Annotated in this window: 18 protein-coding genes; 10 read left to right on the forward strand and 8 right to left on the reverse strand. The window is 40.3% G+C overall.

Going from position 1 to position 15,534, the window contains the following annotated elements; genetic code table 11:
• From HMPREF1551_RS11180 to HMPREF1551_RS11200, 5 genes are all read right to left on the reverse strand, one after another.
• Positions 1-1,164, reverse strand: coding sequence for a MalY/PatB family protein (locus HMPREF1551_RS11180; RefSeq protein WP_021629261.1), 1,164 nt, complete (start codon positions 1,162-1,164; stop codon positions 1-3).
• A gap of 18 nt (positions 1,165-1,182) precedes the next feature.
• Positions 1,183-1,476, reverse strand: a complete 294-nt coding sequence (locus HMPREF1551_RS11185) for a DUF721 domain-containing protein (protein ID WP_034544675.1) — start codon at positions 1,474-1,476, stop codon at positions 1,183-1,185.
• Between the two features lie 71 nt (positions 1,477-1,547).
• Positions 1,548-2,309, reverse strand: coding sequence for a hypothetical protein (locus HMPREF1551_RS13235; RefSeq protein WP_021629263.1), 762 nt, complete (start codon positions 2,307-2,309; stop codon positions 1,548-1,550).
• Positions 2,310-2,610: 301 nt separating this feature from the next.
• Positions 2,611-3,189, reverse strand: a complete 579-nt coding sequence (locus HMPREF1551_RS11195; protein ID WP_021629265.1) for a hypothetical protein — start codon at positions 3,187-3,189, stop codon at positions 2,611-2,613.
• Positions 3,190-3,485: 296 nt separating this feature from the next.
• Entirely contained in the window at positions 3,486-4,016 is a 531-nt protein-coding gene (locus HMPREF1551_RS11200) for a hypothetical protein (RefSeq protein WP_021629267.1), read from the reverse strand.
• 470 nt (positions 4,017-4,486) lie between these two features.
• On the opposite strand from HMPREF1551_RS11200, the gene thrS reads away from it, so the two are divergent.
• From thrS to rplT, 4 genes are all read left to right on the forward strand, one after another.
• Entirely contained in the window at positions 4,487-6,436 is a 1,950-nt protein-coding gene (gene thrS / locus HMPREF1551_RS11205; protein WP_021629269.1) for a threonine--tRNA ligase, read from the forward strand.
• 18 nt (positions 6,437-6,454) lie between these two features.
• Positions 6,455-7,006, forward strand: coding sequence for a translation initiation factor IF-3 (gene infC, locus HMPREF1551_RS11210; protein WP_081695763.1), 552 nt, complete (start codon positions 6,455-6,457; stop codon positions 7,004-7,006).
• Positions 7,007-7,046: 40 nt separating this feature from the next.
• Positions 7,047-7,244 carry a 50S ribosomal protein L35 gene (rpmI, locus tag HMPREF1551_RS11215; RefSeq protein ID WP_009641953.1) on the forward strand — a complete coding sequence of 66 codons (198 nt, stop codon included), beginning with the start codon at positions 7,047-7,049 and terminating at the stop codon, positions 7,242-7,244.
• 87 nt (positions 7,245-7,331) lie between these two features.
• Complete coding sequence (gene rplT / locus HMPREF1551_RS11220) at positions 7,332-7,676, forward strand: 50S ribosomal protein L20 (protein WP_016419247.1); 345 nt, start codon at positions 7,332-7,334, stop codon at positions 7,674-7,676.
• Positions 7,677-7,742: 66 nt separating this feature from the next.
• Here rplT and lysA read toward each other — a convergent pair whose 3' ends face one another.
• Positions 7,743-8,948, reverse strand: coding sequence for a diaminopimelate decarboxylase (gene lysA / locus HMPREF1551_RS11225; RefSeq protein ID WP_021629271.1), 1,206 nt, complete (start codon positions 8,946-8,948; stop codon positions 7,743-7,745).
• A 132-nt stretch (positions 8,949-9,080) separates the two neighbouring features.
• Between lysA and HMPREF1551_RS11230 the strand changes: the two genes are divergently transcribed.
• From HMPREF1551_RS11230 to pyk, 6 genes are read left to right on the forward strand one after another with little or no spacing between them, the layout of a single operon-like run.
• On the forward strand, positions 9,081-9,566 hold the full coding sequence (locus tag HMPREF1551_RS11230; RefSeq protein WP_021629272.1) for a hypothetical protein: 486 nt from the start codon (positions 9,081-9,083) through the stop codon (positions 9,564-9,566).
• Between the two features lie 3 nt (positions 9,567-9,569).
• A complete protein-coding gene (locus tag HMPREF1551_RS11235; RefSeq protein WP_021629273.1) occupies positions 9,570-10,106 on the forward strand; it encodes a YfiT family bacillithiol transferase in 537 nt (178 codons plus the stop codon).
• Positions 10,107-10,118: 12 nt separating this feature from the next.
• A complete protein-coding gene (locus HMPREF1551_RS11240) occupies positions 10,119-10,973 on the forward strand; it encodes a DUF4240 domain-containing protein (RefSeq protein ID WP_021629274.1) in 855 nt (284 codons plus the stop codon).
• Between the two features lie 60 nt (positions 10,974-11,033).
• On the forward strand, positions 11,034-11,474 hold the full coding sequence (locus HMPREF1551_RS11245) for a deoxycytidylate deaminase (RefSeq protein WP_021629275.1): 441 nt from the start codon (positions 11,034-11,036) through the stop codon (positions 11,472-11,474).
• A gap of 19 nt (positions 11,475-11,493) precedes the next feature.
• Entirely contained in the window at positions 11,494-11,970 is a 477-nt protein-coding gene (locus HMPREF1551_RS11250) for an IPExxxVDY family protein (protein WP_021629276.1), read from the forward strand.
• Positions 11,971-11,982: 12 nt separating this feature from the next.
• A complete protein-coding gene (gene pyk, locus HMPREF1551_RS11255; RefSeq protein ID WP_021629277.1) occupies positions 11,983-13,419 on the forward strand; it encodes a pyruvate kinase in 1,437 nt (478 codons plus the stop codon).
• Between the two features lie 483 nt (positions 13,420-13,902).
• Here pyk and HMPREF1551_RS11265 read toward each other — a convergent pair whose 3' ends face one another.
• Positions 13,903-14,622 carry a hypothetical protein gene (locus tag HMPREF1551_RS11265; RefSeq protein ID WP_021629279.1) on the reverse strand — a complete coding sequence of 240 codons (720 nt, stop codon included), beginning with the start codon at positions 14,620-14,622 and terminating at the stop codon, positions 13,903-13,905.
• A gap of 143 nt (positions 14,623-14,765) precedes the next feature.
• Complete coding sequence (locus HMPREF1551_RS11270) at positions 14,766-15,374, reverse strand: master DNA invertase Mpi family serine-type recombinase (RefSeq protein WP_021629280.1); 609 nt, start codon at positions 15,372-15,374, stop codon at positions 14,766-14,768.
• Positions 15,375-15,534 lie beyond the last annotated feature (160 nt).

Consider the following 15,534-nt stretch of genomic DNA (forward strand, 5'->3'; position numbering starts at 1 on the left):
CTAATCATTAACCACTAACAACTGCTGTGCTGCCTTTTCAATTACAGCACGTGGAGCGGCTAAGTTGATTCGCATAAAACCGGTACCTTCTTTTCCAAAGACACTACCATCAACTAAGGCCAAGTGTGCCTTGTTGGTACAGAGGGCAACCAATTCTTTTTGGGAGAGTCCTAACTCCCTAAAGTCCAAAAATACTAAGTAGGAGGCCTGCGGGACGATATATTTCACTTTAGGCAGATGAGTATCAATATATTGGGTCAAGAAGTCGATATTTCCTTGTACATAGCTGAGTAGTTGGCCAAGCCACTCCTCTCCTTGTTCATAGGCTGCTACCGTGGTTTGGAAGGCAAAGACATTTCCATCGGTGAGCATATAACCCACGGTTTTGTCTAAAAATTTCTTTCTCACCTCGGCATTAGGGATAATAGCGTAGGCACTGGCCAGTCCTGCCATATTGAAGGTTTTGCTGGCCGAAGAAAAGGTTACACAACGTTCGGCCACTTCTTGGGAGAGGTTCGCCAAAGGAGTATGCTGGTAAGGGGGAAGGGTAAGGTCGGCATGGATCTCGTCAGAAATTATCAATACATTGTGCTTGAGGCAGATAGCGGCTAATTGCACTAACTCTTCTTTTTTCCATACCCGCCCGCCTGGGTTATGAGGATTGCAAAGGATAAAGAGTTTGCAGTCTTTCACCTTCTCTTCAAAATCCTTAAAATCAATCTGATATTGTCCGTCCCTGAGCAGTAGGGGATTGGTAACTACCTGGCGCCCAGTATTGCGGATGGCAGCTGCAAAGGGGTAATATACAGGTGGTTGGATAAGTACAGGGTCGCCTACTTGGGTGAAGGCTTCCACAGCCATTACGATCGCAGGGACTACCCCAGGGATGAAGGAAATCATCTCTTTGGTAATTGTCCATTGGTGACGTCTTTTTTGCCAATCAATGATAGACTGATACCAAGCATGTGGCTTTTCGGTATAGCCAAAGATTTCACATTCAGTACGTTTCTTGATAGCCTCTACGATAAAAGGAGGAGTTCTGAAATCCATATCGGCCACCCACATAGGGATCAAATCTGTTCGTCCCCAGCGGGGGAGTAGTGCCTCCAGTTTGAGGGCATCGGTACCGCTGCGGTCGATAATATCATTAAAATTATATTTCATAGGTTCTGTATGTTTTATTTATAGAAAAATCACCTCTTTGACCACCTCTTTTTTCAAATGTTCATTCATAAGCTGCACCAGTTCGGTTTTCCTAAGGCTTAGGTCTGCTTTTAGCGCCGCATTATTCAGCGTGATAAAGAGTTTATCTCCTTGCAGGCGTACTTGTTCGGTATATCGAACAACTCCTATACCGGCTATCTCTACCCACGCCTCCTTGACACGCACTTTGTCAATGCCATATTCAAGGTTATTTTGACTAAAGAGGGCTAAGATAAGTTCCTTAGCGGAGGAGGTGTTGTGATCTTGACTCATTTGTTTTTTGCCCCCAAAGGTAGTGATATTTTTTTGAAAAAATCCAATCAAAAAAGCCTTTTTTATTTCTCTTAGCTTGGTATTTTTTTCCATTGCTCTTGCTCAAAAGCTTTCCACTCTTCTTCGGTGTAGGTTTTGCCATTGAAAGTGGTGGTTTTAGGTTTGTTTTTCTCTTTTAAGGATTCTAAAAATTCATATACAGGATCTCTTCCACTTCCTCCTCTTCTGTGTATTATATCTGTTTTAAACAAGTTCTTTCCTGTTTGCCCATCTATCATAATATCTTGTGTAGGTTCATCATAAATATTTTTAGGGAATAATATTAGATGGTAGTAGTACCTACCATTTTTATTAAACCTACTTACATACCCTCTTTCTTCTTTTAGTTCTAAATTAATATGATATTCTTTTTTTACTTTTTCAATTAGTTGGCGTATAGAGAATTTATAATTCTCATCTTGATTTACTTTTCTTTCTAATTTGCCAATTTTAGAGTAAAAACACCATATACCATAATCAATATTAAAAAAGGATTGACCTATAGTAGTCCGTATTTTTGTTTCTAAATTATAAGTAGCCCAACGAGTATAAGGAGTGATTGTGTCGCTTTCCTCTATTCGTACTTCGTTATCATTATAATCATATAACAATTGAATTCTTCTATTTCCTTTTTTAAAGTATTTATCATCTCCTATTGGGACATATTGTCTGTTCACTTCCCAATCTATAAAAAATTCTTCATTAAAATATTTCATATTGTGTAAGTTAAATTCTTGAGCTTTGCAGTCAACAAGAATCAATAACAATAATGAAAATAAAAGTGTTTGTTTCATTTTGTATATTTTAGATTATCCAAAAATCCAATCAAAAAAGCCTTTTTTGTTTCTCTTAGTTTGGTATTTTTCCCATTGCTCCTATTCAAAGGCTTTCCTCTCTTCTTCGGTATAGGTTTTACCATTAAAAGTGGTGGTTTTAGGAGTCTCTTTTATCTTTTTAAGATATTCTTCTTTTGAGGGGAAAGAAGACTTTGATTTAGGTATATTCTCTCCTCCTAATAACCATAAAAAAATCTCTTCCTCACAAAGAATTTCTCCTGTATTACCATGTATATAGATTAGTCTTCGAGGATAAAAATCACCATCTGGGGGGAAGTGGATTACTATATAAAATTACAATATAACAATATTTACCAATTTCCTCTACAAGCATCCTCATCACATCATAATTTACGTCTGGGTTATAATCTTTTGAAAAATGATTCTGTATGGTCATCAGATCTACGTTATATTCCTTTTTCATTAATTGACAAAGAGAACTTACACTAAATGTATAATTTTTATCATTATTAATAGTTTCTTTTAAAAGTCCCAGTTTATTATATTTTTTTGTAGTGTCTATTTTAAAATCAAAAAAGAATATAGTTTCATAATATAATACACCATTAGAATAATAATTTCTTGCTATGCTAATAGGAGAATTTTTCTTTGTTTCATTTTCTATAAAATGCCCCTTGTCTACACTACTCATAAATTGTTCAAAATGATCCCCTCGTTCATTATAGAATAATTTAATATCTTCTCGTATTTCGTTATCTTTTTCAAAGGATTTAATGTCAAAATATTTTATTGGATTGTTTTTTATATAATTAATAATACTATCTTGGGCAAAGGCTCTTATAGATAGAAAGAAAGTGATTATAAATATTCTATTCATTTTATATTTATTTTTAATTTCAGGTATTTTCTGATTAATTATATTCCATTGCCAATAATGTAATGAATATCCTACTCTTTTTTCTTCATAATGAATTATATTGGTTATATTTTTTTATAGGTTTTCATATCTTTTGGAGTACTTAATAGGTGTATTTCCTCTTTTTACAGGATAGTGAGCTCCTTTAGGAGCAAATATTTTACTGTCAATAAGCTCTCTTTTCATAATATTGCCCATACATTGAGGGGGCTATAAGTAATGAAATAATAATTAGATTTTTTTTTGTTGTTATTTTGTTATTTTTGAGGCATATTCAGTTCTTCTTCTTTAAAAATATCTTGATTTAAATAATATTTACCATCAGAATAAAGATAATATCTGCAATTTTTCCAAATAAGTCTATATTTATTGGGTTCTTTGCTAATAATATGTAATTCCCATCTGTCTGACCACTCTTTTAGTAGGTATAAGAATTGCTTATCTTTTGAAAAACCTGTATTTGCTAATTTTTCATACGTATCTCTATCTAAAATGTCCTTTATTTTTAATTTATCAGAGTTCATATCGTAAAGCTCTGATATATATATCGGGCGAGAATAGTAAAAAATCATATTATTGGTACCCTGTATATACAAATTTCCTTGTTTATCTTCAAAAAGATTATCTTTTACTTGCTTATAATCTTCCGTTATCTTTATATATTGGCAACCTTGACTGTCTATATATACATCATTTTCAAAAGAATTATTACTTACTTTTTTTATTTTTATATTTTTAGAGCAAGATATAGATGCTAGTAATAAAAGAAAAAATATTATTCTTTTCATAGTTTTGTTTTTATCTCTTTAACTTCCAAATCGTTGTGCCTGAATAGATATTTCTTTTGAGAAAGTACTATATTCGCAAAATAAGAAAGGTATGGTTCAAATATTTTCTATAGAGGGTGGCAATTTACAAAAAAAATGATAATCTGGCAAGGAAAAAGTAAATAGCTTTTTAATCGACATGAGTTCGATGTAAGCAAAATTATATTTTCCCACAGATTCCACGGAGAAATAAGGTATAGTAACTCATTTTAATTATTCGATTTTCGACAATATATAAAATTAAAGGGTGTATAATAATCTATGAAAATCACAGCAGTATAGTTACATATACATAGAAAATTCGTGGGATACGTATTTCAAAATGGGAGTAAAATAGCAAAAAAATACAAGCCAATAAAAAACTTCGAAAAAATTTGGATACTACCAAAAAAAGCCTTATTTTTGCCGAGTTTTTTAACAACTATTACACGATGATAAAAATTACCCTACCTGACGGTTCTATTAAGGAATACGAGAAGGGGACTACCCCCTCTCAAGTAGCTCATAGTATTAGCGAAGGCTTGGCTCGTAATGTGATATCGGCCAGCTTCAATGGAAAAACGATTGAGACAGTAACGCCCCTTACCACGGATGGTAGTTTGGTACTCTATACTTGGGATAGCCCTGAAGGAAAGAAGGCCTTTTGGCACTCTTCCGCCCATATTTTGGCACAAGCCTTGGAGGAACTCTATCCTAATATCAAGCTCACCATAGGGCCTGCTATTGCTAATGGCTTCTACTATGATGTGGATTTCAATGGACATAGTGTAACAGATAAGGACTTCCCAGCCATAGAGGCTAAGATGCTCGAAATAGCTCGTGGTAAGCACGAATTTAAGATGCGCCCAGTGAGCAAGGCCGAAGCACTTTCTTACTATAAAGGAAAGAACGAATATAAGACAGAACTGATTGAAGCCTTAGAAGATGGCTCCATCACCTTCTGTGACCATAGTACCTTCACCGACCTATGTAGGGGAGGACATTTGCCTAATACAGGTTTTGTAAAAGCGGTAAAGATTCTTAGCGTAGCAGGGGCTTACTGGCGTGGTAATGAGAACAATCCACAGCTGACCCGTGTGTATGGGATCTCTTTCCCTAAGCAGAAAGACCTTACCGAATACCTCACCCTTTTGGAAGAGGCTAAGAAGCGCGACCACCGCAAGCTCGGTAAGGAGCTCGAACTCTTTACCTTCTCCAACAAGGTAGGACAAGGATTGCCCTTGTGGTTGCCTAAAGGAGCCGCCCTTAGAGAACGTTTGGAAGCCTTCTTGCGCAAAGCACAAAAACAAGCAGGCTATGAGCAGGTGGTGACCCCTCATATTGGTCATAAAAACCTCTATGTGACCTCTGGGCATTGGGAAAAATATGGAAAGGATAGTTTCCAACCTATTGCCACTCCTAACGAAGGAGAGGAATACTTGCTTAAACCGATGAACTGTCCGCACCACTGTGAGATCTACAACTCTCACCCATGGAGCTACAAGGACTTGCCTAAGCGCTTTGCTGAGTTTGGTACCGTATACCGCTACGAACAAAGTGGTGAGCTACATGGACTGACCCGAGTACGTTGTTTCACTCAGGACGATGCCCATATTTTCTGTACACCAGAACAGCTCGATGCAGAGTTCAAGCACGTGATAGACTTGGTGCTCTATGTATTTGGTTCTTTGGGCTTTGACAACTTTACCGCTCAAGTATCCTTGCGTGATCCTGAAAACCTATCTAAATATATAGGAACGGATGAGAATTGGGCAAAGGCAGAGAATGCAATTATCAATGCCGCTAAAGAAAAGAACTTAACTTATGTAATAGAAACTGGCGAGGCGGCCTTCTACGGGCCTAAGCTCGACTTCATGGTCAAGGATGCCTTGGGCAGAAGCTGGCAGCTGGGAACCATCCAAGTGGATTACAACCTTCCTGAGCGCTTTGACCTATGGTACAAAGGTGCTGATAATGAGCTACACCGCCCTGTGATGATACACCGTGCACCTTTTGGTAGTATGGAGCGCTTTGTAGCCATCCTATTGGAGCACACCGCGGGTAACTTACCCTTGTGGTTGGTACCAGAGCAGGTGAATATCCTTTCTCTTAGTGAGAAATACGAGGGCTATGCCCAAAAAGTAGCACAGCTCTTGCAAGAAGCCGATTTGCGCCCTCATGTGGATAACCGCAATGAGACTATAGGTAAGAAAATCCGTGAGGCAGAGACCCAAAAATTCCCTTATATGCTTATCGTAGGCGAGGAAGAGGAAAAGAATGGCACCCTTTCGGTACGCCGCCATGGGGGAGAGGACTTGGGAACTATGAAAATAGCCGATTTCATCACCCTCATACAAGAGGAAATCAATAAGAACGTACGACCTTTCTCAATAGATGTTTAACCTAAAAACTGAAAAGCTATTAATACTAGAGTACCCAACACGAAGAGCACAAGTGACGAAAAGACCTCACACCGCGTGAACCGAGATATCCGCGTTCCCGAAGTGCGTTTGGTAGGAGATAACGTGGAAACAGGTGTATATCCTACAAAAGAAGCCTTGCGTATGGCTGAAGAATTGGAATTGGATTTGGTAGAAATCTCTCCCAATGCCCAACCTCCTGTATGTAAAATCGTAGATTACAAAAAGTTCCTTTACGAACAGAAAAAACGTGCCAAGGAGCTCAAAGCCAAGGCTACCAAAGTGGAGATCAAGGAAATACGCTTCGGCCCCCAAACAGATGATCATGATTATGAGTTCAAAAAGAAACATGGGGAAAAATTCCTCAAAGAAGGGGCTAAGGTAAAGGCTTATGTATTCTTCAAAGGGCGTTCGATTGTCTATAAAGATCAAGGGCAAGAGCTTTTGCTACGCCTAGCCGTAGACTTGGAAGAGTTCGGAAAGGTAGAGCAAATGCCTAAGCTCGAAGGAAAGCGTATGACTATGTTCATCGCTCCAGTGAAGAAAAAATAAAAAAATAACAGATATTTCATCATTAATTTTTAAGTAACAGATGCCAAAGATTAAAACTAAATCCAGTGCTAAAAAACGTTTCAAACTAACGGGCTCTGGTAAAATCAAAAGAAAGCATGCTTTCAAAAGTCACATCTTGACTAAAAAAGCTAAAAAACGTAAGTTAGCTCTTACACACGCTACCTTGGTTCATACCAATGACGAGGCCAGCGTAAAGAAACAATTAGGCTTAAAATAATTGTTTCTAAGGTAAATTAATTGTCTCACCTTGGAGTATGGCTCAAAAGAACGTAAAGTCGCCTACTACAAAAAAAATTAGAAATTTATGCCAAGATCAGTAAACGCAGTAGCGCGCAGAGCGCGTAGAAAAAAAATAATGAAGCAAGCCAAAGGTTACTTTGGCCGCAGAAAGAACGTTTGGACAGTTGCCAAGAACGCGGTTGAAAAAGCGTTAGTATATGCTTACAGAGACCGTCGCAATAAGAAAAGAACTTTCCGCGCTTTGTGGATTGTTCGTATCAATGCAGGGGTTCGTCCTTATGGATTGTCTTATTCTAAGTTTATGGGTGCACTCAAAGCTAATAATATAGAACTTAATCGTAAAGTTCTTGCTGACTTAGCCCTAAACCACCCAGAGGCTTTCAAAGCAATTGTAGAAAAAGTAAAATAAAACGTTTCATCAAAGAAATATCTGTTAGTAAAAGGCTATCCTCGTGTGGGATAGCCTTTTTATATTTTACAGGTCAATCTCTACTTGGTTGCGCAGTAAGTCCTCAAGGGTTTCCGCCTTGCGGATGAGCTTGGCTTGCCCATCTATCCAAAGCACTTCGGCAGGGCGTGGACGTGAGTTGTAGTTGCTGGCCATGGTGTAGCAGTAGGCGCCTGCATTCCTAAAACAGAGAATATCCCCCTCGGAGATTTCCGCAATTTGTCGGTTGGAAGCAAAAGTATCTGTTTCACAGATGTAGCCTACCACAGTGTAAAAACGCTTCTTTCCCTCAGGATTGGATAGGTTCTCTATAAAGTGAGTTGCTCCGTAGAACATAGGGCGAATCAGGTGGTTGAAGCCCGAATCAATTCCTGCAAAAACGGTAGAGGTCGTTTGCTTGACTACATTGACCTTTACTAAGAAAAAGCCTGCTTCACTGACCAAGAACTTCCCAGGCTCAAAAGCCAAGGTCAGGTCTCTTCCATAGCCCTTACAGAACTCCAAGAAGCGTTGGCTAAGTTTTTCGCCCAGTTCCTCTATATCGGTCTGAATATCACCTTCCTTATAAGGAACCTTAAAGCCACTACCAAAGTCAATAAACTGGAGTTCCTTGAAGTGCTTGGCTGTATCAAAGAGGATTTCAGCAGCATAGAGGAAGACCTCTATATCCAAGATATCACTACCTGTGTGCATGTGAATTCCATTGATGTGCATCTTGGTATTCTCCACAATACGGAGAATATGAGGTATCTGGTGGATACTGATACCAAACTTACTATCGATATGCCCTACCGAGATGTTGGAGTTGCCCCCAGCCATGACATGCGGATTGATACGGATACACACAGGCACCTGTGGGTGCTTGCTGCCGAATTGCTCCAAGATAGAAAGATTGTCAATATTGAGCTGTACACCCAGTGAAGCCGCCTCTTCGATCTCCTCCATAGAGACCCCATTGGGAGTGAAGATAATCTGTTCGGGGGCAAAACCCGCATGAAGGCCTAACTTGACTTCCTGTATAGAGACCGTATCCAAGCCAGCTCCTAGCTTTCGCATGAGCTTGAGGACAGAGACGTTGGACAGTGCTTTCATTGCATAGTTGATCCTAAGGCTAGGCACAGCAGCAAAAGCCTTGGTAAGTCGCTCATACTGAGCGCTGATTTTGTTAGCATCATACACATACACAGGACTTCCGAAAGTATGTGCTACAGAAAGTAAGTCTTTGACTTCCATAGAGATAAGTATTAATGGGTTTGTTTGGGACAAAGATACAAAAATAATGACAAATGACGAATGATAAATTTTTATCATTATTCATTACTCATTGCTCATTATTTCGTATATTTGCACAAAGTTAGTTCTATTATGAAGACCTCTACTAAGTATATATTGTTGTCTTTGTTGGTAGAATTTGTGCTCTTTTGTCTTTTTATGCACTATGTAATAAACACAAAATCAATCACTTATGTTACCACAATAGGGGCTATACGTACCTATTCGGTCATTACAGCGCTTTATATCCCTACCTTTGTATTGGCTTACTTTATAGGGCAAAAGGTACCGTTCCACCTCTATAGTAGGATCAAGAACTTTATCTTAGGAGTAGTGCTTATTTTTGGTTTTTATATCACTACCTTTTGGCTTACCATGATGGGGGCTACTTATTTTCTCTGTCCTGAGCATGATAGGCGCTATTGTATGGAGCTGATACAATTGATGGTGTTTATCTATACTACAGATGGAAAAGCTATAGGGTTGTTTGTCTTTGTAGCGCTGCTCTTGGCAGGAGGGCTAATGACCATCTCCGTTAACTCCATAGAAGAATCAAAGACCAATGCTGATAATACCTAACTTATGGATTCTATAAAATACCCCATAGTAGCTTTCGAGCTTCCTAAAGAAATTACTCAGAAGCACATAAATACTTATATAGAAGAGCTCAGGCACTTTCCTTATTTGTTAGAAGAAGCAGTAAAACAATGTCCGCCTAATATACTCAACCTTACCTATAGAGAAGGAGGCTGGACAATAGCCCAGATAGTACATCACTTAGCCGATGTGAATATGAACAGCTTTATTCGTTGTAAGCTCGTTCTAACGGAAGAAAATCCTATCGTAAAACCTTACGAAGAAACCTTGTGGGCAGCGCTTCCTGAGGCAAGAGACTTTTATATAGCACCCTCTTTGCATATCATAAATGGAGTACATTGGCGCTGGTGGAACCTCCTAAGAGCTCTCGCTCCAGAGGATTTCGAAAAGACTTACCTACATCCACAGACAAGTCAAGTAGTATCACTCAAACAAGAAATAGCCAAGAGTGTGTGGCACGGCGAGCACCATTTAGCCCATATTGAGTTAGCTAAAAAACTTGAAATAATTACTAACAGCTAATAACTTATACAAATGAAAAGAAGGTTTATCTATCAAGATGCCAAATCAGATAAGTTTTGGGATATTGACTTTGAGGGTACTACCCAAACAGTCGTTTATGGGAAGACAGGTACCGCAGGGCGTGAGGCGGTAAAGGAATTCGCCTCTGCCGAGGAATGTGTCCAAGAAAGCGAAAAACTAATCCTTCAAAAACTCAAAAAAGGCTATACCGAACTCAAGGAAGGGGAGGCCGCTCCTGAAAAAAGAGCATACTCCGAGGAGGAAAAAGCGGACTATTTCTTCTGGGAAGCTATAGAAAAGAGCTATAAATATAATAAAAAGGATTGGAAAGCCTATGACTTGGACGAACATTTAGAAAAACTCGCTACCTATCTATCTAAATATAGTGAAGAGAAGCTTATCCTTTTTCAAAAAACCTTAGAACAGAAGCTCATCACCCTCTATACCGCTCCTATAGCCGAACTTTATATCATTCTTGGCAATGAATATGAAAAAGAGGGAGATAATTATAGTTTTGATGGCTTTATCTCCGATGATGGGTTCCTCTATTTCCGGTGTTGGCTGCTACTGAAGGGAAAAGAATTCTATGACGATATTACTCAGGATATAGAGACCTTTGTTTCAGGTAAATATCACTTTGATATAGGCGAGACTTGGGCAGAAGGTCTGCTCTATGTAGCCGATGATGCCAATCAAGAAGCCCGTCCGGATAGTGATGAGGGAATCATAGAAGATACTGTATACCAGAAATGGCCAGAGCTGAACTATGACTTTGGCGAATTTGCTATGGACAGAGCGCCTAAGAGTGGGGTTGAGTTACAAAAGATGTATCCCAAATTGGTGGCTGAAATCATGCCTATTCGTTAGTAAATAAATTCTTTAATAAAATAGCGATATTCTTCAAAAAGTAGTACCTTTGCCGCAGCTATGGAAAAACAAGAACGATACGACCGTGCCTATATGCGTATGGCACAAGAATGGGCAAAGCTCTCCTATAGCCAGCGCAAGCAGGTAGGGGCTATCATTGTCAAAGACCGTATGATCATTTCTGACGGTTACAATGGTACGCCCACAGGTTTCGATAATTGTTGTGAGGATGCACAAGGGGAGACCCTATGGTATGTCCTACATGCTGAGGCTAATGCGATTCTTAAGGTAGCGGCCTCCACCCAGTCGTGTGCTGGTGCGACTCTCTATATCACCATGTCGCCCTGTAGGGAGTGTAGCAAGCTGATACATCAGGCAGGGATCATTCGCGTGGTGTACAAGGAAGCCTATAGGGATACCAGCGGACTGGAGTTCCTGGACAAGGCGGGGGTGGAAACCCTTTACCTACCGGACACAACCGCAGATAAGGAATCTTTATAACTCGTTTTCTTGACTGTATATGGCCTTAGTACTCGAATGGGACTTTGAGCAATATCAGGAGGACGACCTCCTTATTGCCTTGCATACCCGGTTTGTTCCCTGCAAACTGGCCTATTGGATCAATAAGGTACTGGGTATTCGGCTTGAACGCAGCTTGAAAGACTTATACGACCAGGAGACAGCGACCTTGTTTCCCCTTTTCTCCTATGAGGATGAAATGTCCCAATGGCACCTTATTACCAATAAGGTACGCGAAAAGGTCGCCATGGGAATGTTCGACCAAGTAGAGCAGCAGCAGCTATTTATCAAAGAACTTCCTAAAGTAGACTATTTGCTTAGGACAAATACTAAGGAAAAGACCCTTTATTGTCTGTCCTTGCTCAAGGAACAATCTTGGATAGATTTTATCTATGAAATACCGCTCTTCCCTGAAGAGAAAGTCTCCAATAAGGAGCAGAAAAAACTTAAAGAAATCAAATCAAAGTTAATCTTTTAAAATTTATATAGTATGATAGGACGAAAAAAAACCAAAATAGTAGCGACCTTAGGGCCGGCTACCGATAGCCCTGAAATTCTCAAAGGAATGATCTTGGCCGGAGTGAATGTATTCCGTATCAACTTCTCTCATGCCAACTATGAGGAGGTAAAGCAGCGTATTGCCCAGGTACGAGCCCTTGAGGAGGAACTCAACACCCATGTAGCGCTCTTGGGAGACTTACAAGGTCCTAAGCTCCGTGTAGGGGTGATGGAAGATGATGTCGTAGTGGAAGAAGGAGACCAAATCTCCTTTGTCACTGGCGAGCCTTTCGTAGGAAACAAAGAGCGTGCCTATATGAACTATACCCAATTCCCCCGAGATGTGAAAGCCGGCGAACGGGTACTTTTGGATGATGGCAAACTCATCTTCGAGGTGATATCTACTAATGAAAAGGATACCGTAGTGGCCAAAGTGCTACAAGGCGGTGTACTCAAATCCAAAAAAGGGGTGAACCTACCTAATACCAATATCTCTCTTCCTGCCCTTACTGAAAAAGATATCAAGGATGCCATCTTTGCGATAGAACAAGAAGTGGATTGGATAGCCCTTTCCTTCGTACGCCACGCTAAGGATATAGCAGACCTCCAAGAACTTATCAAAGCACATACCACAGAGGAGATTCCTATCATTGCTAAGATAGAAAAACCAGAGGCTTTGGCCAATATAGATGAGATTATCGCCAACTGCCAAGGGCTGATGGTAGCTCGAGGTGATTTGGCTGTAGAGACACCCGCTCATGAGGTGCCACTACGCCAAAAAGAATTGGTTCGCAAGGCCAAAGAAGCTCGTATTCCGGTGATTATCGCTACCCAGATGATGGAAACCATGATAGAGAGCCTTACCCCTACTCGTGCCGAGGTGAATGACGTGGCCAACTCAATCATTGATGGGGCGGATGCGGTGATGCTCTCGGCTGAGACCTCCACAGGGAAATATCCCGTACAGGTTATCGAGCGAATGTCCAGCATTATCAACAGTGTAGAGGATTCCGAGTTCGTTAATATACCTCGTATCCCTCCTGTACGAGAAGGTAATGAACGCTTCGTGACCCAGTCTATTTGTTTGAGTGCTGCCAAATTGGCCGACGAAATGGATGCCAAGATCATCTCCACCCTTACCGGTAGTGGTTATACAGCCTTCCAAGTATCAGCTTTGCGCCCCAGTGCCAATATCTTGGTCTTCTCCTCCAACCGACGTCTGCTTACCAAGCTCAGCCTACTATGGGGGGTAACCACCTATTACTACGACCGTTACGTATCCACCGATGAGACAATAGAAGACATCAATCGTATTGCTACCCGTGAGGGACACGTACAAGTAGGTGACATCGTCATCAGCCTTAGTGCCATGCCGATCAGCTACCAAGGCCGTGTAAATACCGTACGTGCTACTCAGATATTAGCGTAAAGAAATGAATAGTGAAGAGTGAATAGTGAAAAGTGAAAAACGCTTTTCACTATTCACTTTTATCTTTAAATTGGTTTGTTATGTTAGTAATGCGAATTAATAGTTAAAATAATACACTTTATACAGTAATCCGTTGATATTCAGGATTTTTTTTCTACATCCCCCTCACATACTCCTCCGCTCTCGCGCACTTCCTTCAAGGGGAGAATTGTAGAACGCTGAACTATCATGCTGATATTCAGTATATTTTTTTCTACATCCCCCTCACATACTCCGCTCTCGCGGACTTCCCTCAAGGGGGGAATTGTAGAGCGCTGAACTATCATGCTGATATTCAGTATATTCAAGTGTGTTTGTTCACTATTTTACTTGATACCACTCTGTGATTCCTCCCTTGAGGCGGGGCTAGGGGGGATGTGATGGTAAGTCGTTAATAATGAGTTGTTTATAATTTTTTAAATATCTATACTTATAGTTTTTTAACTATTGATTTGCATTATAGTAGGTTTCAGCTAGCTTAAAACTCTTTGGTGGAGGTCTTACATTGGAGAGCAGATCGGTTTGAATGACTTTTAGATAGGGATCGTGTAGGGAGGGGTGCTGCTTCTTTGTAGGAAAGCCATCATAGAGGCGATTGCTTGCGATGTAGGGGCGCATGCAAGAGGTCGTCTGCTGACACTTTCCGTTAGGGAAAAGTTTGGGTTTCATATATTTTTCAAAGTATTTTTTAGCAAAGCTCTTGAGTTGCTCAGGATAAGGCGCCTTAGCTGTGGGAACAAGAGAGGGGAGCTTTTGAGTGGATAGTGAATAGTGAATAGAGGAAAGCGGTGTTTCCTTAGGAAGTTGGTTGTCAGCCGAAAGAGACCATTCATCTTCGTCCAATAGGAAAGGAGCGAAAGGAGACACTTCCTCTTCTTCCTCCTCCTCAAAGGAAGTATAGTCAGCTACACTCATCACACTTTGCTGTTCACCCACATACCCAAGCTCCATGTTTTCGCTTGGCTTTTCGCTTCGTTCCTCACTCATCATTCTTTGTTCGCCTCTTTTTATTTTTCGCTCCTCCCTTTTTTTCGCTTCTTCCAGACGAATGATCAAACGGATCGCGGCAATGCTTTGGTTGATGGTAGGGATTACCACCTTTCCATTGCAATCAATCGGCTGGCGGCGCGCGTATGTCCAAAGTATGTCTAGAGCCTCTTCCATAATGATTAATGATTAATGCCAACAATGATTAATTAATGCCTGACGGCTGACTACTGAATGTGGTGCAAAAGTACAACAATTGGAGAGGGGGAGTCAAGGAAATGCTATGCGAGAAGTGAGAGTTTATACAATAAAAAATAAAGTTAAGTATTTAAGAGCTGAAGTTTTTCCTTTACAAAGCTACTGACGGTCAGGCGATGTACGCCAAGGATACGCCCAATGGCGGAGTAGGATACACGCTTATCTAGCAGCTCTTTGATACGTTTTTCTTGTCCGGTGAGTTTGGTTTTGGCGGATTTACTTCCTTTAGGTCGCCCCAGTACCACTCCTTCCGCTTTTTTACGCGCCAAAGCCTCCTTGGTACGTTGGCTAATGAGATTACGCTCTATCTCAGCAGAGAGACCAAAGGCAAAGGCCAGCACCTTGCTATTGATATCGCTCCCTAAGCGGTAGTTATCCTTGATCGTCCAGACCTGAATGTCGCGGTTCATACACTCATTGAGTACTCCCATAATCATCAATAAGTTACGCCCCAAACGCGATAGCTCCGAGCAGATAAGGATATCGCCTTTTTTCATACGCTTGAGGAGCTTGCCCAGCCGGCGCTCTTCCACACTCTTGGCACCAGAGATGGTCTCTTCAATCCATTTATCCACAACCATTTCTTGGTTTTTACAGAATTGATTGATTTCAAAACGTTGGTTCTCTACCGTTTGTTTATCGGTACTGACCCTAATGTATCCATAAATCATGGTATAAAAAATTTAGAATTAGGGGGGACAAAGTACATAAATTTTTGTACCTTATAGGTCAAGAATAGGCTAAAATTATCTGATTTCTGTCTAAAAAAAATAGCGAATAAGACCTTTATTTTAATCAGCCTTTATGTTCGGCAACATGGAGGAAAAACCT

Origin of the sequence: Capnocytophaga sp. oral taxon 863 str. F0517, assembly GCF_000466425.1 — a bacterium.
Classification (GTDB): domain Bacteria; phylum Bacteroidota; class Bacteroidia; order Flavobacteriales; family Flavobacteriaceae; genus Capnocytophaga.